Below are 15,825 nucleotides of genomic sequence, written 5' to 3'. Positions count from 1 at the left end.
GGCAAGTACTGTAAATTCGGGGATATAGTCCCTGTTTGGATACTATTGGGAAAACACGCATGAAACGGCGCAATTTTGCCCGGCGCCCGGGCTGCTCGGTCGAGGCGACGCTGGACCTGATCGACGGCAAATGGAAGGGCGTGATCCTCTACCATCTCCAGAGCGGCACCCAGCGCTTCGGCGAATTGCGCCGCCGGATGCCCGGCATCACCCAGCGCATGCTGACGAAGCAGCTTCGCGCGCTGGAAGAGGACAAGCTCGTCATCCGCAAGGTCTACGCCGAAGTGCCGCCGCGGGTGGAGTATTGCCTTTCCGAACTCGGCGAGAGTCTCAAGCCGGTGATCGATATTCTGAAGGCCTGGGGCGAGAGCCACCAACAGCGGCTGTCCTGCGCACCGCCGCCGGTCGTCGTGAGAAAGCCGAAGCGCGCGGCGTGAGGAGCGGGAGCGGTTGCATTCCTCACCTCTCCCCAGCGGGGAGAGGTGTAGCGTCTTCGGAAAGCCACCTGCGCGCGCAGGGCAACCGCATTCAACTACGTGCTGGCGTTCACCGAAGACGGGGCCCCATTATTACCGCCGGGCGCCCTTCTATTGGGGGGCGAACACGCCTATATTCCGGCGTCTTTTCCAAGAGGTAGGAATGTTTCGATCGATCTCGACCGCCGCCGTCGTCACGGCATTGTGCATAGGCTTTTCGGCCCACTTCAATCCGGCTGCCGCGCAGGACCGTCGCGTCCCGTCCTCGCCGGCCGAACTGCGGCTGTCCTATGCGCCGATCGTGCAGCGGGTGCAGCCGGCGGTCGTCAACGTCTATGCCGCCAAGGTGGTGCAGAACCGAAATCCGCTGCTGGACGATCCGATCTTCCGTCGTTTCTTCGGCGGCGGCGGGCAGCAGGAGCAGGTGCAGCGCTCGCTGGGTTCGGGCGTGATCGTCGATTCCTCCGGGCTCGTCGTCACCAACGTCCATGTCATCGAGGGCGCCGACCAGGTGAAGGTGTCGCTGTCGGACAAGCGGGAATTTGAGGCCGAGATCGTGCTGAAGGATTCCCGCAGCGACCTCGCCGTGCTGCGTCTCAAGGACAGCCACGAGAAGTTCCCGGCGCTCGAGTTCACCAACTCCGATGAACTGATGGTCGGCGACGTCGTGCTGGCGATCGGCAATCCGTTCGGTGTCGGCCAGACCGTGACCCACGGCATCATCTCGGCGTTGGCCCGCACGCAGGTCGGCATCACCGACTATCAGTTCTTCATCCAGACGGACGCGCCGATCAACCCCGGCAATTCCGGTGGCGCGCTGGTGGACATGAATGGCCGGCTCGCCGGCATCAACACCGCGATCTATTCGCGCTCCGGCGGCTCGCAAGGCATCGGTTTTGCGATTCCGGCCAACATGGTCCGCGTGGTCGTGGCCTCCGCCAAGAGCGGCGGCAAGGCCGTGAAGCGTCCGTGGCTCGGCGCGAAGTTGCAGGCGGTGACGCCGGAGATCGCCGAAAGCCTCGGCCTCAAGACGCCGAGCGGCGCCCTGGTCGCAAGCGTCGTGCCGAACGGTCCCGCGGCGAAGGCCGGCCTGAAATCCTCCGACCTGATCACCGCGATCGATGGCCAGACCGTGGACGATCCCAACGCATTCGACTATCGCTTTGCCACCCGTCCACTCGGCGGCACCGCGCAGATCGACGTGCAGCGCGGCAGCAAGCCGCTCAAGCTGACGATCGCGCTCGAGACCGCGCCTGACACCGGCCGCAACGAACTCGTCATCACCACGCGTTCGCCGTTCCAGGGCGCCAGGATTTCCACCATCACGCCAGCGGTGGCGGACGAGCTGCATCTGGATGCCGATACCGAGGGCGTCGTCGTCACCGACATCGGCGACGGCACGGCGGCGCAGAACGTTGGCTTCCAGAAGGGCGACATCATCCTGTCCGTCAATAACCAGAAGATCGCCAAGACCAGCGACCTGGAGAAGGCCGCCAAGGAGCAGCCTCGGCTCTGGCGCATCGCGGTGGTGCGCGGCGGTCAGCAGATCAACGTCACGCTGGGCGGATGAGTCCGAAGCGACCACACGACACGCCAACTCTCTTCGCCGCGGCGGGGCTCGATCACGAGGCTCCGCATCCGCTGCCGGACCGGCTGCGGCCGCGTGCATTGTCGGAAGTCGTCGGTCAGGATCACATCCTCGGCCCCGACGGTGCGCTGACGCGCATGCTGGAGACGCGCACGCTGGGCTCGCTGGTGTTCTGGGGTCCGCCCGGCACCGGCAAGACCACGGTGGCGCGGCTGCTCGCGGACGCGACGGATCTGCATTTCGAGCAGATCTCTGCGGTGTTCTCCGGCGTTGCGGACTTGAAGAAAGCATTCGACGCCGCGCGTGCCCGCCGCGAGATGGGCAAGGGCACGCTGTTGTTCGTCGACGAGGTGCATCGCTTCAACCGTGCCCAGCAGGATTCCTTTCTGCCGGTCATGGAGGACGGCACCGTCGTGATGGTCGGCGCCACCACGGAAAATCCGTCGTTCGAGCTCAATGCGGCGTTGCTCTCCCGCGCACGCGTGCTGGTGTTTCGCTCGCTCGATGCCGCCGCCATCGAAAAACTGTTCGCGCATGCCGAGGAGGTCGAGGGCAAGAAGCTGCCGCTCGATGCGGAGGCGAGGGCGGTGCTGGTGCGGATGGCCGACGGCGATGGCCGCGCGTCACTGACGCTCGCCGAAGAGGTCTGGCGTTCGGCACGAGCGGACGAGATATTCAATGCCGCGCAGTTGCAGGACATCCTGCAACGCCGCGCGCCGATCTACGACAAATCCGCCGACGGCCATTACAACCTGATCTCGGCGCTGCATAAATCGGTGCGCGGCTCCGATCCGGACGCCGCGCTCTATTATCTCGCGCGCATGCTGGACGCCGGCGAGGACCCGCTGTTCCTGGCCCGCCGCGTCGTGCGCATGGCTGTCGAGGATATTGGGCTTGCCGATCCGCAGGCGCTCGTCATCGCCAATGCGGCGAAAGACGCCTTCGACTTCCTGGGTCATCCCGAGGGTGAGCTCGCGATCGCGCAGGCGGTGGTCTATCTCGCCACCGCACCGAAATCGAATGCGGTCTACACCGCCTTCGGCACGGCGATGCAGGTGGCAAAGCAGGCTGGCTCGCTGCTGCCGCCCAAGCACATCCTGAACTCGCCGACCAAGCTGATGAAGTCGGAGGGCTACGGCGCAGCTTACGAATACGATCACGACGCCCCCGACGCCTTCTCCGGCCAGGACTACTTTCCGGAAGCCCTGGGCCGCCAGACCTTCTACGACCCGCCCGAGCGCGGCTTCGAGCGCGAGATCAGGAAGCGACTGGATTACTGGGCCAAGCTGCGCAAGGAGCGGGGCGGCTCGCGCTAGAGTCGGCCATTTCGTCGTGACGAAAGGCCGCTTTTAGGGTAGGCAGGCAAGCATGAGCCGCCGCATCAAAAGAACCAACCAACAGCCCCGTTCGCGCGACGAGCGCAAGGAATCGCGCCCGCATCAGGCGCGGAGCGCGAAAAAGGCCGGGCCGCGGCCGGGTGGTAAACCCGGAGGCAAGCCGCCGCGCTTTGCCGGCGAGCGCGCCGAGCGGCGCCCGCCCAAAGCAAAGCTGGAGAGGGCTGAGCTGGAAAGGGCCGCGCCGGCCAAGCCGGTCGAGGCACTGCTGCCGACCAAGGTGCAGACGGTCAAGGTGACGGCGGACGAGAACAACATGCGCGTCGATCGCTTCCTCGAAGCGCGCTTTCCCGGGCTGTCGTTCTCCCACATCCAGCGCGTGGTCCGCAAAGGCGAGCTGCGCGTCGACGGCAAGCGGGTCGACAGCAAGGACCGCCTGGAGGAGGGCCAGAGCGTCCGCATTCCGCCGCTGAAGCTCGATACGCCGAAGGTCGGCGGCGAGCTCTCGGAAGCTGAGCAGAAGACGCTCAAGGCGCTGAAGGAGATGACGATCTACGAGGACGACGACGTCCTCGTCTTGAACAAGCCCGCCGGCCTTGCCGTGCAAGGCGGCTCGGGCATGACGCGGCACATCGATCAGATGCTGGAGGTGATGCGCGATGCCAAAGGTCAGAAGCCGCGGCTCGTGCACCGCATCGATCGCGAGACCTCGGGGTGCCTGCTGATCGCCAAGACGCGCTTTGCCGCCTCGCATCTGACCGGCGCCTTCCGCTCGCGCTCGGCGCGCAAGGTCTATTGGGCACTGGTGCCGGGCCTGCCGAAGCCCAAGCAGGGCCGCATCTCGACCTTTCTTGCGAAGGAAGAGAGCGAGGACGACACCATCATGCGCATCGCCCAGCACGGCGACGAGGGCGCCAGCCACGCGGTGACCTATTACGCAGTGGTCGAAACCGCCGGCAACAAGCTGACCTGGGTGTCGCTGAAGCCCGTGACCGGCCGCACCCACCAGCTTCGCGCCCACATGGCCCATATCGGCCATCCCATCGTCGGCGATCCCAAATATTTCAACATCGAGAACTGGCAGCTGCCGGGGGGCCTGCAAAACCGGCTGCATCTGCTGGCGCGCCGCATCGTCATTCCGCATCCCCGCGGCGGTGTGATCGACGCCACCGCGCCACTGCCGCCGCATATGCAGCAGTCGTGGAATCTGCTCGGGCTGGACGCCAGCCGGTTCGACCCGATCGAGAACGCGCCGGAGGAGTAGGGGCGGAGCCCCCGTTCCTAGCGTGGAGGCAGCTGTGGCTCCCTCAATTCCGGAACTGCTCCAGAAACATCCGCAGACTGTCATGCGGGCTCTCGACATCCGTGATCAGCCAGCCCTTGGGACCGTTGACCAAGACGAAGTTCAGCGTCGCCGGTCGGCCGCGATTGTCGAAGTTCACCGCGACATAGGTCTTGTCGTACTGCTTGCGGATGATGGCAATGGTGATCGGGCCGAGCTTCCAACTCGGGCTCTGCACCAGGAAGTCATAGGGCTCGCTGCGTGGCGCAGACCACGCCTTGCGCAGGGTGGGATCGAAGAATTGCCGGGCCGTGGCCTCATCCCGCGGCAGGCCCTTGGAGAGTTCCGGCGCGCCATCGCCGTAATGGGCATAGACGTTGCGGACCAGCGATTCCGGACTGCGAAAACCGGCTTCGCCGGCGGCGGGCCACAGCCCGGTCAACAGGGCCGCAATGGCCGCAAGTTCCCTCATGCCCGCCGCTCGCTTTATCGGCCACAGGTCTTATCTTAAAAGCCTAGCATCGAGCGACCGGGACCGAAAACTCACATGCGCGAATTGTTCGAAGAGGCAGCTGGCCAGCCCCCGCCGGATCCCAGGGAGTCGGCGCGGGCCTCCGCGCGCACGCCGCTGCGCAAGCGTTTCTACAAGGAAGCCGGCGTCGCGGAAGCCGAGGGCGGCTTTGCCATCACGCTCGATGGGAGGCCGATCCGCACACCGTCCAGCCGACAAGTGGTAATCCCCGCGCGGGCGCTCGCCGATGCCGTGGCTGCGGAATGGGCCGCTCAGGGCGAGGCGATCGATCCAGTCACTATGCCGCTGACGCGGATCGCCAACAGCGTGGTTGAGGGGGTGATCGACCGCGTCCAGCTTGTCACTGACGACCTCGCAAAATATTTCGAGACCGACCTGCTGTTCTATCGCGCCGGCCACCCCGAGGGGCTGGTCGCCCGCGAGGCCGCACATTGGGATCCTGTGCTGTTCTGGGCCGCGGAGAGACTGGGAGCGCATTTCATCCTGTCCGAGGGTGTCATGCATGTGAAGCAGCCGGACGAGGCGCTCAGGGCCGCCCGCGCGGCGCTGCCTGATGATCCCTGGTCGGTCGCGGCCCTCCACATGGTGACGACCCTGACCGGTTCGGCGCTGCTGGCGCTGGCGCTGGCCCACGGCATGCGCGACGCCGATCAGGTCTGGGCCGCCGCCCATGTCGACGAGGACTGGAACATCGACCAGTGGGGCGTGGACGAGGAGGCAGCCGCCCGCCGCGCCACCCGCTTGCGGGATTTCGAGGCTGCCGTGGCGGTGCTGGCGGCCGTCACTGCCGAGACGGCCAAAGGTCCTTAACGAGAGGTTTACGACGGCGGCCTTAGGGTGAAGACCAGCGTTCCCTGGGCCCTGAAAATGCCGACGCCTGTCACTTCGATCCTTCCCGTCAGTGCTCCCAGCCCCGCGGCTGATGCGGCGAGCCCGGATATCGTGCTGCAGGCCGGCAGCGTGGTCGATGCCAGGGTCGTCAGCGTGCTTGCCGATAATCTGGTGCGGATCGCGATCGCCAATCTCTCGATGGACGTGATGTCCGAGGTGTCGCTGACCCTAGGGCAAAATCTCCAGCTCGCGGTGTCGCAGAACGCCGGTACGATCCGGCTTGCCGTCGTCAACGGCGCAGGCGAGGCGAGCGCTGATCAGATCACGCTGACGCCGACGGCGGCCTCGCTGGTCGAAAGCCCGTCGCTCGCGCCATCGGCAACCGCGGCCCGCAACACCCTGACGCCTTCAGAGCAGGTCGCCGTCACCGCAGCTTCGGCCGAGGCGGTCACAATACAGGGCAGTCAGGCGCCGCTATTCGCCAATCTGGCGTCGATCGTATCAGGCAGCGATCTGCCCGAAAGCCTCAAGCAGGCCGTGCAGGCCGTGCTGGCGCAACAGACGCCGCTCAACACCGCGCTCGACGGCGGCGACATCGAATCCGCTTTCCAGAAGTCCGGCCTGTTTCTTGAGGCCTCGCTCGCGTCAGGTACGACGCCGCCGTCGGACACCGTGCCGGACCTGAAGGCGGCGCTGTTGGTGCTGCGCCAGACGCTGGCGGCAACATCGGGCGCGATCGAGCCGGCCGCGCCACAGGTCGCCGCGCCAAATAGCACGCCTACCCCAAGTGTTGTTGCGGCTCCGCAGACCGCTGCATCGGTGCCGCAAGTGGCAGGCGAGACCGCGCAAACGGCTTTGCCAACGCCTGACGCTGGAGGTGCCCAAGCCGAGCAATTGCCGCGCAACGCTGCGCTCGCGGCTGCCGTGCTGGCGGACGTGGCTGGCGCAACACCGCCGGCGGCGCTGCCGCGCATGTCGGCGAGTCTCGCCGCAACCCTGCTGCAAGAGGTCACGCAAAGCCTGCCGCGCATGACCGGCAACGTGCCGGGCTCGAATAAGCCCGTGCCTGACGGTCACGTCTTCGAAGCCGCCACGCGTACGACGACGCCACCGCCGTTCCGCGGTGCTTTGCCGTCACCGCAAGCGGTCGCCTTGCCCTCGCTCGCACCCAACGCACCGCTCGCTGCAGCCGTGCATCGCCTGCTTGGCGACACCGACGCCGCGATCGCGCGGCAGACGCTGCTGCAGGTCGCTTCACTCCCTGATCGCACCGATGCCAGCGGCCATCGCGTCGATCCGACCGTGCCGCAGTGGAATTTCGAGATTCCGTTCGCAACCCCGCAGGGCACCGCGATGGCTCAATTCGAGATTTCGCGAGATGGCGACAACGAAACACCAGATCCCGCCAAGCGTGCCTGGCGCGCGCGCTTCACCCTCAACGTCGAGCCGAGCGGTCCCGTGCATGCGTTGATCACGCTGAATGGCGACAAGACTTTTGTGCGGATGTGGGCCGAACGGCCGGCGACGGCGCAGCAGCTCCGCGCCGGCATCGGTGAGCTCAATCAGGCGCTCACCAAGGCCGAGCTTAAGCCCGGTGAGATCATCGTGCGCGAGGGCACGCCGCCGCAACCTGCGCCGGCGCGTGCCGGGCATTTCCTGGATCGCGCCACATGAGCGAGGACTCCAAGCTCGCAATTGCGCTGCATTACGAGAAGGGCAGCGGCGCGCCCGTGGTCGTCGCCAAAGGCAAAGGCACGATCGGCGCCAAGATTGTCGAGATCGCCAGAGCCCACGATATCCCGATCGAGGAGAATGAAGTGCTGGCCGGCGCACTCTCCAAGGTCGAACTCGGCGAAGAGATTCCGCCAGATCTCTACAAGGCCGTCGCTGAAGTGCTGGTGTTCGTGCTGCGGCTGTCGGGCCGGGGGCGGTAGCGCTGACGCGTCTCTCTCGCTCGCAGTGACGGAGAAGCACCTAGCCCAACTTGAACAACGCCTGCAAGAACTCCACCACCGCTTTGCGCGACTCCGCGGCCGTGGTGGGATTGCCGCCGACATGCGGGTTGAGCTCGACGCAGGAATCCTTGTAGGTGAACGGCGCGTTAGTGTCGCCGTTCATCAGCACGCCGCCGTCACCTTCCTTGATATGACAATTGCGCACGGTCTGCGCGTTGGCCGACACCGCGACCGAGGCGACGCCGAGCAGGCCGCTGTCGAAGCCGTGGGCGCTATCGGGGTATTCGGTCAGCACCACGTCGCGTCCCGCGATCTTGAGCCGTTCGACGAAGGCCTTGCAGCTCTTCACGGGATTATAATTATCAGGCGCGCCGTGGAAGATGCGGATCGGGCGCGCGGCGACGTCGGTGTCGGCCTGATAGGTCGTCGAGCAGTCCGGATAAAACGGGATGTAGGCCGCAAACTGCAAACCGGACCTGTTCCAGAGCTTGTGGAAGCGCTCGAGGCTCGCATAGAGCGTCGCCTGGCCGCCGCGAGAAAAGCCCATCAGCACGATGCGCTCAGGATCGACGCGGGGATGCTTTGCCAAAATCTCAAGCGAACGATAGACGTCGATGATGAGATTGAGCCGTCCGAGCAGCGCCTGGTTCGGTCCGACCACGGTGAGCCCGCGGCCGGTGAAGCCGTCGATGACGAAGGTCGAGATGCCCATGGCGTTGAAGGCGTGCACCCAGGCGTCCGTGGTAGGGCCGACGCCGCTCGATCCGTGCATCAGCACGACGACCGGCATCTTGCCTGACCCTTGCGCGACGCGGAATTCGCCGGCCACCGTGACCGGCTTGCCGGCTGCGGCATCGCCGCTCAGGAATTGCTGGTCGGAAAGGGTGAGTGACGGGATCGGGAATATCTCGGTCCGGGCAGGCGCGTCCTTGGGAAGCGATTGCGCGCCGGCGAGCCCGGTGGACATGCAGAGCGCGATGAGAGCCGCAGCGGCGCGGAATGGCCTCGGCATCGGATCCTCCCTCGATTTTCGGGAAGTAGATCAACGCCCGTACGCGCTGTCAATTTGCGCTGGCGCGTCTCACGCCTTGTCGACCGGCTTCTTTGCCGTCAGTGCCTGGTCGATGGCGAAGCCGCCGATCTCGCTCATCGCCTGCGAGATCACGTCGCCCTTGCGCGCAAAACCGCTGGAGAGATAGTCGAACTGCGTGCGCGCCAGCCGCAGCACCTCGATCGGCACGGAGACCGCGGTCTCGTTGAAAGCATCGACAGAGGCGCGCAGGCCATCGAGCTCGGCGGTGAGCTTGCCGATATGGCGTTCCGCATCCTGCATCAGCGTGAGCAGCTTGCTGCGCTCGCTATCGAAGCCGGCCCGTTCGGCAGCCGCAGCCGCGGTGACCTCCGCAAGCTGCGTTCGCAGCGCGGCGATCTGGTTGACCATGGCGTCGGAGGCGAGCTCGGCGGCTTCATGCCGCTCGGCGAGCCGCTTGTTCTCCTCCTGCTGCTCGTGGAACAGCCGCTCGGCCGACATCGCGCGCTGTGCCAGCGACTCGATCAGGCTGGCCGCGCGCAGCAGCATCTCGCCGTTCCGACCCGACACCATGCTGGCCATCCGCCGCAGGAAATCGGTGGTCTCGGACGCGCTGTTCGGAAGCAGGGGAACGACCGTGGCGGACATGGAAAAATATTTGCAGCCGGACGTGGTGACCGCCGCCGTACCGACTGAGCTCACGCAACGTTCGGCGCCTGATCGCAGGCGGTGAGCAAGCCTGAATCGGCTGATCAGGTCAACCGGCGACGCGCGACAAAATGACGGCGATCCTGCCGCCCAGGCACGCCGAGCTCAGGCGTCTTTCTGCCGGCCGATCCGCCCCAGATGGGTGAAGCCGAACCCGGCGGAATATTTCAGGCCGTAGCCCAGCGCACGGTCGATGCCGATATGGGCGAGCCAGATCAAGGCGATGGACAAAGTGAGCGGCGAGGCGAGGCCGAAGCCCAGCGTCAGCAGCGCCACCGGGGCCATGTAGCTGTGGGCGGCGTTATAGACCAGCGCGCCGAATCTGGCATCGACGAGGTAGGCCAGGAAACTCAGATCGGGGACGAAGAACAGCAGGGCAAAGACCCACCAGGAACCGTCCCAGGCCCAGTAGAGCACCACCATCCCCGCAAACAAGGTCAGGCCCTCCAGCCGCAGCAGGATGTTGACACCGCCCGTTGCCGCGCCGGTCTCGGCCGTTGCTTCGCTCATGCTCGTCTCCCGGGCAAAACTTTGAAATTCCTTGCGCTTTCACGCTGATTCAAGGCTGCCCTGCAAGGCCGAAAGCGGCTTCCCGCCCCGCAAAATGCCGTGTTAGAACCCCGCATCACTTAAGAACTGGCGGGAGCAAATGAAACACATCCTGGACGCCCTTGAAGACCGTCGTGCCGGCGCCAAGCTCGGCGGCGGGGAGAAGCGCATCGAGGCGCAGCACGCCCGCGGCAAGCTGACCGCGCGCGAGCGCATCGAGCTGCTGCTCGACAAGGGATCGTTCGAGGAGTTCGACATGTTCGTCGAGCACCGTTCTACCGAGTTCGGCATGGAGAAGACCAAGGTGCCGGGCGACGGCGTCGTCACCGGCTGGGGCACCGTCAACGGCCGCAAGACGTTCGTCTTCGCCAAGGACTTCACGGTGTTCGGCGGCTCGCTCTCCGAGACCCACGCGCTGAAGATCACCAAGCTCCAGGACATGGCGATGAAGGCGCGGGCGCCCATCATCGGACTCTATGACGCGGGCGGCGCGCGCATCCAGGAGGGCGTCGCCGCGCTCGCAGGTTATTCCTACGTGTTCCGCCGCAACGTGCTCGCCTCGGGCGTGATCCCGCAGATCTCGGTCATCATGGGTCCCTGCGCTGGCGGCGACGTCTATTCGCCTGCGATGACCGACTTCATCTTCATGGTGAAGAACACCAGCTACATGTTCGTCACCGGCCCCGACGTGGTGAAGACCGTGACCAACGAGGTCGTCACGGCGGAAGAGCTCGGCGGCGCCTCGGTGCACGCGACGCGCTCCTCGATTGCCGACGGCGCCTTCGAGAACGATGTCGAGACGCTGCTGCAGATGCGGCGCCTGATCGACTTCCTGCCATCCAATAACACCGACGGCGTGCCGGAATGGCCGAGCTTCGACGACACCGCCCGGATCGACATGTCGCTCGACACCCTGATCCCCGACAATCCGAACAAGCCCTACGACATGAAGGAGCTGATCCTGAAGGTCGTGGACGAGGGCGACTTCTTCGAGATCGCGGAAGCCTTCGCCAAGAACATCGTCACCGGCTTCGGCCGCATCGCGGGCCGCACCGTCGGCTTCGTCGCCAACCAGCCGATGGTGCTGGCCGGCGTGCTCGACTCTGACGCTTCGCGCAAGGCCGCGCGCTTTGTTCGCTTCTGCGACGCCTTCAACATCTCGATCGTCACCTTCGTCGACGTGCCGGGCTTCCTGCCGGGCACTGCGCAGGAATATGGCGGCCTGATCAAGCACGGCGCCAAGCTGCTGTTCGCCTATTCGCAGTGCACCGTGCCCCTGGTCACCATCATCACCCGCAAGGCCTATGGCGGCGCCTTCGACGTCATGGCCTCCAAGGAGATCGGCGCCGACATGAACTACGCCTGGCCGACCGCGCAGATCGCCGTGATGGGCGCCAAGGGCGCGGTCGAGATCATCTTCCGCAGCGACATCGGCGACCCCGACAAGATCGCCGCGCGCACCAAGGAATACGAAGACCGCTTCCTGTCACCCTTCATCGCCGCCGAGCGGGGCTACATCGACGACGTCATCATGCCGCACTCGACGCGGAAGCGGATCGCCCGGGCGCTGGCGATGCTGAAGGACAAGAAGGTGGAAGCGCCGGCGAAGAAGCACGACAATTTGCCGTTGTGATCGCGTAGCCCGGATGGAGCGCAGGCGAAATCCGGGTCACCCATCGACCGTTGCTGGTTGATACCGCATGACCTCAGACGATCCGACCGACGAAATCTCCGATATCGAGGATCGGATCGAGCGGCTCGCCGGGATCGCGGAGCGATGCCGGAAGTGCATCCTGGCGTCCAAGATCGCGATCGGCAGCGGTGCAGCGCTGCTTCTGGTCACCATCCTCGGGCTGTTCGGATTGGGTCAGACCGCCGCGCTCGGCTCGATTGCGCTGGTGCTCGGCGGCATCGTTTCGCTCGGCTCGAACGTCTCAACGTTGCGGCAGACGGACGGTGCGATCAGCGCGGCCGAGGCGCGCCGTGCTGCATTGATCGGCAGGATCGACCTGCGCGTCGTCACCGATACGCCGATGAAGCTGGTGTAATGCGCTGCCTTATGCGGCGGTCTTGAGGCTCAGCACCTGCAGCTCCGCGCGACATTCGGCGGCAAACGCCTGCAGCCGTTCCGAGGTCTGTTGGTCGAGGATCGCTTTCGCCAGACGCTCGGCACGGGCGACTTGCTCTTTGAGATAATCGATGCGGGCCATGTGTCACCTTCCGCGGAAAGAACTTAAGCCGATAATTTGAAGCAAATTGCTTCGTTCCGGCGGCCATCAGCCTATGGCTAACCCGGGGTTAACGATGTGCGGTGGGTCACATCCCGCGCGCCTTATCCGCCGCAGCGAAATGCGCCATCTGGTCCGCATGGGCCTTGGCGAAGGCCGGGCGGCCAGTCGCGCGCGCGACATAGGCGCGGCAGGCAGGGCTGTCCGCCAGCCCGTCGAAGCCATCGACGACGCGCAGCACGTCGGCCATCAAAATGTCGGCGACGGAGAAGGAGCCCGCGAGCCATTCGCGGCTCGCAAGCACCGGCTCGAGATGCTTGAGACGGAGCTTGAGGAAGTCGTCGACGAACTTCCACGCCGCGGTGTCGCTCGGATGTTTCATGAATTTCGACATTCCCCAGGGCAGGCTCGCCATCTCCACCGAATTGAGCGCGGCGAACAGCCATTCGGTCGCTTCATTCCGACCGCGGCGATCCGGGGGCATCAGCTTTGCGCTGAGCCCGCCGAGATGGAGCAGGATCGCCCCGGTCTCGAAGATCGAGAGGTCGCCGTCGGTCAGCCACGGCACCTGGCCGAACGGCTGGTGCGCCAGATGTTCGGCGCCGCGATTATCGAATGGCACGCTGGCGACGCGATAGGGCAAGGCGGCTTCCTCCAGCGCCCAGCGCACCCTGAGATCGCGTACGAAACCGCGCGGCGGCGGGGGAACCCAGTCGAAGGTGGCGAGGGTGAGGTCGGGCATGCTGTGTCTCCGTGCTGTCTGGGCCTAGGACGGACGAGGGCCGTGCGTTCCGACAGCGAGGAAACGATTTTTTCTACGTCGCGCTGCGCCGGCTTACCGGCAAGCCGGAGCGCCTGACGATCTCGCGTCCTGAGATCGAATGAAAGGCGAAGGCGTGGTTAAGACGAATGCCTTGGAGGGGTGACAATTCCCTCTCCGTTCCGAGCTCGATCTTCCGCCGCCGGCGTTATAACCGTCTATGCTCCGGCTAAACAACAGGAGGAAATCCGATGCCCGCCGCCTACTTCGTCGTCCGCGCCATCATCACTGACGCCAGCAAGCGCGCCGCCTTCGACACCTGGTACGAGACCGAGCACCTTCCCGATGCGGTCAAGACGTTCGGAGTCAGCAAGGCGTGGCGATTCTGGAGTCTGGACGATCCCTCGCTGCATCAGGCGATGTATCAATTCGACGACGAGGCCAAGCTTCAGGCGATACTGAAGGGTGATGCGCTGAAGCGGCTCGTCGCCGATTTCAACCGAGACTGGCCAGAGGTGAAACGTGCGCGCGAGACGCTGGTGCTGGCGCAGGAATTTGCGGAGTAGCGGGCTTACGCCTGCAGCCTATCTGAATTGCATTCAGCCTCAGTTCATGTCATCGCCGCGACACTTCTGGCGCATCACTCGATCGATTGGATAGAGGATATCTTCATGGAGCGCCGGAACTTTTTGAAACTTGCCTTTGGTGTCGCGGCGGGCGCCGCGGCATTGACTGCTGCCGTTCAGGCCGTGCCGTTGGCGCCGCAGCCGCTCGGTGATGTCGGCCTGCCGCAAGGCCATCCGGAAGTCCACCCTGCGGTGACCACCAGCGAGGAAGCCGCGCAGCTCAAGCCCGAGCAGGTGCATTGGCACGGCCGTCACTGGGGTTGGCACCACCGTCACTGGGGCTGGCGCCATCGCCATTGGGGCTGGCGCCATCGCTGGCATCGCCACCACTGGCGTCATTGGTAACAGCGCCTGGAATGAAAAAGGGGATCGCGATCACGATCCCCTTCTTGTTGATGGTGCTTCAGCAAAAACGGCCGCGCAGTTCTGCGCGGCCATGTCGCAAGTACGGGAGATCAGAACGGACGGCAGCGGCCGGCATACCAGCGGAAGCCATAGGGGCACACGCGCGGACGCACGACGACAACAGGGGGCGCGACCACGACGGGGCCGGGGGCCACGACGACAGGACCGCGCATCGGACGGCAGCCGCCATAGGGCCCGCGGTACCAGCCGGGTCCGCAACCACCGGCAGCGCTGGCTGCCTCGCTGAAACCGACGACCGCGCTGGCGAGCATCACGGCGGCGAAGAGATATTTCATAGGGTCTTCCTCTCGTCCTTGGGGCAAATCTTTAAGGTCGCGCGCTTGCGGCGCACAATGAATCAAGAGACACGATTCGACACGTTAAATTTGAAAGCCGTGTCGGCACGTCGCGATCCAAGCCTGCCAATCATGACCTGAATGCGGCATGAACATTTCTCGCGCACGGCCTTGCGCGACATGAATGGCGCTAGCGGCCGAGGAAGCCCAGCACCATCTCCTTGTACGTCGCCGGCGCCTCGAGGAAGACGAGGTGCCCGGTTTCCGGGATCACCTCCGCCCGCGCGTTCGGCATCTTTGCCGCAAATGCTTTTGCGAGTGCGGCGTTCTGTCCCATCTTCGCGCGCAATGCTTCCGGCGCATTCGGTCGGCCCGGTGCGTTGTGATCGTCGGCGCCCATGACGAACAGCACTGGTTCTGTGACGAGAGCAATCTCGTGCGCGACCGGCTCGCGATAGATCATCTGACCGGAAGAGACGAAGGCGCGCAACCAGCGGGGATAATCCGGGCTGCCCTTGATGTTGAAGCGGGCGTCGATGAACGGCGTGATGGAGTCGGGCGGCAGCTTGATCGCGTAGTTGGTCTGGAGCTGCTTGCGATAGCCGTCGGCGGTGAGCTTGTCTTCGGTCTCGATCATCTTCTCGGTCGGCGTCGGCGGCACGTAGAGGCGGTAGTCTTCGAGGCCGATCGGCGCTGTCAGCACCAGATGGGTGACGCGGTCCGGATAGGCGCGCGCGATACGCACGCCCAGCATGCCGCCCATTGAATGTGCGATGATGTCCGTTTTGTCGATCTTGAGATGGTCGAGCAGCGCGATGGTGTTGCGCGCCAGGGTGTCGAAATGCAATTCGCCGATGGGCTTGGACGATTTGCCGAAGCCGATCTGGTCGGGCACTACGACGCGATAGCCGGCATCGTTCAACATCTTGATGACATCAGCCCAGTAGCTCGACGGAAAATTGCGCCCGTGCAGCAGCACCACGGTGCGCCCGTTCGGTTGCGCCGGCGCGACATCCATATAGGCCATGCTGAGCTGTTCGCCGTCGTTGGTTACCGGCAGCAGGTGCACGGGATAGGGATAGGCAAAGCCTTCGAGCGCGATGCCATAGGGCTCGCGTTGCGGCGTGTCGGTGGCACGTGCTGCAAACGGGATAGTCATAAGGGCGATACCGAGCGTTGCCGGGAAGATGCGGTTCATTGCGGTCTCCGTCATGCCCGGCAAAAG

General features: G+C 64.9%; 19 protein-coding genes. 11 read left to right on the top strand and 8 right to left on the bottom strand.

Going from position 1 to position 15,825, the window contains the following annotated elements; genetic code table 11:
* The first annotated feature begins 59 nt into the window (after positions 1-59).
* The 4 genes from IF809_RS17795 to IF809_RS17780 all read left to right on the top strand — a co-directional run bounded on the left by IF809_RS17795 (position 60) and on the right by IF809_RS17780 (position 4,662).
* Positions 60-437 carry a winged helix-turn-helix transcriptional regulator gene (locus IF809_RS17795; RefSeq protein WP_100176988.1) on the top strand — a complete coding sequence of 126 codons (378 nt, stop codon included), beginning with the start codon at positions 60-62 and terminating at the stop codon, positions 435-437.
* Between the two features lie 202 nt (positions 438-639).
* A complete protein-coding gene (locus IF809_RS17790; protein WP_164938744.1) occupies positions 640-2,046 on the top strand; it encodes a DegQ family serine endoprotease in 1,407 nt (468 codons plus the stop codon).
* Positions 2,043-3,380, top strand: a complete 1,338-nt coding sequence (locus IF809_RS17785) for a replication-associated recombination protein A (protein ID WP_128966817.1) — start codon at positions 2,043-2,045, stop codon at positions 3,378-3,380. The genes IF809_RS17790 and IF809_RS17785 overlap by 4 nt, the downstream gene beginning before the upstream one ends.
* A gap of 52 nt (positions 3,381-3,432) precedes the next feature.
* On the top strand, positions 3,433-4,662 hold the full coding sequence (locus tag IF809_RS17780) for an RluA family pseudouridine synthase (protein WP_128966816.1): 1,230 nt from the start codon (positions 3,433-3,435) through the stop codon (positions 4,660-4,662).
* A 43-nt stretch (positions 4,663-4,705) separates the two neighbouring features.
* Here the strand turns inward: IF809_RS17780 and IF809_RS17775 are convergent, their stop codons facing one another.
* Positions 4,706-5,152 carry a hypothetical protein gene (locus IF809_RS17775; protein WP_462838108.1) on the bottom strand — a complete coding sequence of 149 codons (447 nt, stop codon included), beginning with the start codon at positions 5,150-5,152 and terminating at the stop codon, positions 4,706-4,708.
* Positions 5,153-5,227: 75 nt separating this feature from the next.
* Here IF809_RS17775 and IF809_RS17770 point away from each other — a divergent pair, with 75 nt between their 5' ends.
* The 3 genes from IF809_RS17770 to IF809_RS17760 are packed head-to-tail and all read left to right on the top strand — an operon-like array spanning position 5,228 to position 7,977.
* A complete protein-coding gene (locus tag IF809_RS17770) occupies positions 5,228-6,022 on the top strand; it encodes an ATP12 family chaperone protein (protein WP_128966814.1) in 795 nt (264 codons plus the stop codon).
* A 57-nt stretch (positions 6,023-6,079) separates the two neighbouring features.
* Positions 6,080-7,717, top strand: a complete 1,638-nt coding sequence (gene fliK / locus IF809_RS17765; RefSeq protein ID WP_453997642.1) for a flagellar hook-length control protein FliK — start codon at positions 6,080-6,082, stop codon at positions 7,715-7,717.
* Positions 7,714-7,977, top strand: coding sequence for an EscU/YscU/HrcU family type III secretion system export apparatus switch protein (locus tag IF809_RS17760; protein ID WP_128966813.1), 264 nt, complete (start codon positions 7,714-7,716; stop codon positions 7,975-7,977). The genes fliK and IF809_RS17760 overlap by 4 nt, the downstream gene beginning before the upstream one ends.
* A 40-nt stretch (positions 7,978-8,017) precedes the next feature.
* Here IF809_RS17760 and IF809_RS17755 read toward each other — a convergent pair whose 3' ends face one another.
* The 3 genes from IF809_RS17755 to IF809_RS17745 form a co-directional block, all read right to left on the bottom strand.
* Positions 8,018-9,010, bottom strand: a complete 993-nt coding sequence (locus IF809_RS17755; protein WP_462838107.1) for a dienelactone hydrolase family protein — start codon at positions 9,008-9,010, stop codon at positions 8,018-8,020.
* Positions 9,011-9,079: 69 nt separating this feature from the next.
* Entirely contained in the window at positions 9,080-9,676 is a 597-nt protein-coding gene (locus tag IF809_RS17750; RefSeq protein ID WP_453997644.1) for a hypothetical protein, read from the bottom strand.
* A 165-nt stretch (positions 9,677-9,841) separates the two neighbouring features.
* Positions 9,842-10,246 (bottom strand): DUF4260 domain-containing protein, encoded by a 405-nt coding sequence (locus IF809_RS17745; protein ID WP_453983389.1) that lies wholly within the window; start codon positions 10,244-10,246, stop codon positions 9,842-9,844.
* 139 nt (positions 10,247-10,385) lie between these two features.
* Here IF809_RS17745 and IF809_RS17740 point away from each other — a divergent pair, with 139 nt between their 5' ends.
* Both IF809_RS17740 and IF809_RS17735 read left to right on the top strand, forming a co-directional pair.
* Complete coding sequence (locus IF809_RS17740) at positions 10,386-11,918, top strand: acyl-CoA carboxylase subunit beta (RefSeq protein ID WP_462838106.1); 1,533 nt, start codon at positions 10,386-10,388, stop codon at positions 11,916-11,918.
* Between the two features lie 67 nt (positions 11,919-11,985).
* Positions 11,986-12,333 carry a hypothetical protein gene (locus IF809_RS17735; RefSeq protein WP_453997219.1) on the top strand — a complete coding sequence of 116 codons (348 nt, stop codon included), beginning with the start codon at positions 11,986-11,988 and terminating at the stop codon, positions 12,331-12,333.
* 9 nt (positions 12,334-12,342) lie between these two features.
* Here the strand turns inward: IF809_RS17735 and IF809_RS17730 are convergent, their stop codons facing one another.
* Together IF809_RS17730 and IF809_RS17725 are read right to left on the bottom strand one after the other, a co-directional pair.
* Entirely contained in the window at positions 12,343-12,495 is a 153-nt protein-coding gene (locus IF809_RS17730; protein ID WP_453983391.1) for a hypothetical protein, read from the bottom strand.
* Positions 12,496-12,601: 106 nt separating this feature from the next.
* Positions 12,602-13,255 (bottom strand): glutathione S-transferase family protein, encoded by a 654-nt coding sequence (locus IF809_RS17725; RefSeq protein WP_453997221.1) that lies wholly within the window; start codon positions 13,253-13,255, stop codon positions 12,602-12,604.
* Positions 13,256-13,524: 269 nt separating this feature from the next.
* Between IF809_RS17725 and IF809_RS17720 the strand changes: the two genes are divergently transcribed.
* Both IF809_RS17720 and IF809_RS17715 read left to right on the top strand, forming a co-directional pair.
* Entirely contained in the window at positions 13,525-13,839 is a 315-nt protein-coding gene (locus IF809_RS17720; protein ID WP_462838105.1) for a hypothetical protein, read from the top strand.
* Between the two features lie 105 nt (positions 13,840-13,944).
* Complete coding sequence (locus IF809_RS17715) at positions 13,945-14,244, top strand: twin-arginine translocation signal domain-containing protein (protein WP_453997223.1); 300 nt, start codon at positions 13,945-13,947, stop codon at positions 14,242-14,244.
* A 110-nt stretch (positions 14,245-14,354) separates the two neighbouring features.
* Here IF809_RS17715 and IF809_RS17710 read toward each other — a convergent pair whose 3' ends face one another.
* Both IF809_RS17710 and IF809_RS17705 read right to left on the bottom strand, forming a co-directional pair.
* Complete coding sequence (locus IF809_RS17710) at positions 14,355-14,600, bottom strand: GCG_CRPN prefix-to-repeats domain-containing protein (protein WP_128966804.1); 246 nt, start codon at positions 14,598-14,600, stop codon at positions 14,355-14,357.
* A gap of 190 nt (positions 14,601-14,790) precedes the next feature.
* Positions 14,791-15,798 (bottom strand): alpha/beta fold hydrolase, encoded by a 1,008-nt coding sequence (locus IF809_RS17705; protein ID WP_462838129.1) that lies wholly within the window; start codon positions 15,796-15,798, stop codon positions 14,791-14,793.
* Between the last annotated feature and the right edge of the window lie 27 nt (positions 15,799-15,825).

The organism is Bradyrhizobium sp. UFLA06-24, assembly GCF_054967145.1.
This window is presented reverse-complemented; position numbering and strand designations above follow the sequence as displayed.

Coding starts and splice junctions, on each gene's coding strand:
- IF809_RS17795 (WP_100176988.1), top strand. CDS start 60: ATGAAACGGCGCAATTTTGCCCGGCGCCCGGGCTGCTCGGTCGAGGCG.
- IF809_RS17790 (WP_164938744.1), top strand. CDS start 640: ATGTTTCGATCGATCTCGACCGCCGCCGTCGTCACGGCATTGTGCATA.
- IF809_RS17785 (WP_128966817.1), top strand. CDS start 2,043: ATGAGTCCGAAGCGACCACACGACACGCCAACTCTCTTCGCCGCGGCG.
- IF809_RS17780 (WP_128966816.1), top strand. CDS start 3,433: ATGAGCCGCCGCATCAAAAGAACCAACCAACAGCCCCGTTCGCGCGAC.
- IF809_RS17775 (WP_462838108.1), bottom strand. CDS start 5,152: ATGAGGGAACTTGCGGCCATTGCGGCCCTGTTGACCGGGCTGTGGCCC.
- IF809_RS17770 (WP_128966814.1), top strand. CDS start 5,228: ATGCGCGAATTGTTCGAAGAGGCAGCTGGCCAGCCCCCGCCGGATCCC.
- fliK (WP_453997642.1), top strand. CDS start 6,080: ATGCCGACGCCTGTCACTTCGATCCTTCCCGTCAGTGCTCCCAGCCCC.
- IF809_RS17760 (WP_128966813.1), top strand. CDS start 7,714: ATGAGCGAGGACTCCAAGCTCGCAATTGCGCTGCATTACGAGAAGGGC.
- IF809_RS17755 (WP_462838107.1), bottom strand. CDS start 9,010: ATGCCGAGGCCATTCCGCGCCGCTGCGGCTCTCATCGCGCTCTGCATG.
- IF809_RS17750 (WP_453997644.1), bottom strand. CDS start 9,676: ATGTCCGCCACGGTCGTTCCCCTGCTTCCGAACAGCGCGTCCGAGACC.
- IF809_RS17745 (WP_453983389.1), bottom strand. CDS start 10,246: ATGAGCGAAGCAACGGCCGAGACCGGCGCGGCAACGGGCGGTGTCAAC.
- IF809_RS17740 (WP_462838106.1), top strand. CDS start 10,386: ATGAAACACATCCTGGACGCCCTTGAAGACCGTCGTGCCGGCGCCAAG.
- IF809_RS17735 (WP_453997219.1), top strand. CDS start 11,986: ATGACCTCAGACGATCCGACCGACGAAATCTCCGATATCGAGGATCGG.
- IF809_RS17730 (WP_453983391.1), bottom strand. CDS start 12,495: ATGGCCCGCATCGATTATCTCAAAGAGCAAGTCGCCCGTGCCGAGCGT.
- IF809_RS17725 (WP_453997221.1), bottom strand. CDS start 13,255: ATGCCCGACCTCACCCTCGCCACCTTCGACTGGGTTCCCCCGCCGCCG.
- IF809_RS17720 (WP_462838105.1), top strand. CDS start 13,525: ATGCCCGCCGCCTACTTCGTCGTCCGCGCCATCATCACTGACGCCAGC.
- IF809_RS17715 (WP_453997223.1), top strand. CDS start 13,945: ATGGAGCGCCGGAACTTTTTGAAACTTGCCTTTGGTGTCGCGGCGGGC.
- IF809_RS17710 (WP_128966804.1), bottom strand. CDS start 14,600: ATGAAATATCTCTTCGCCGCCGTGATGCTCGCCAGCGCGGTCGTCGGT.
- IF809_RS17705 (WP_462838129.1), bottom strand. CDS start 15,798: ATGAACCGCATCTTCCCGGCAACGCTCGGTATCGCCCTTATGACTATC.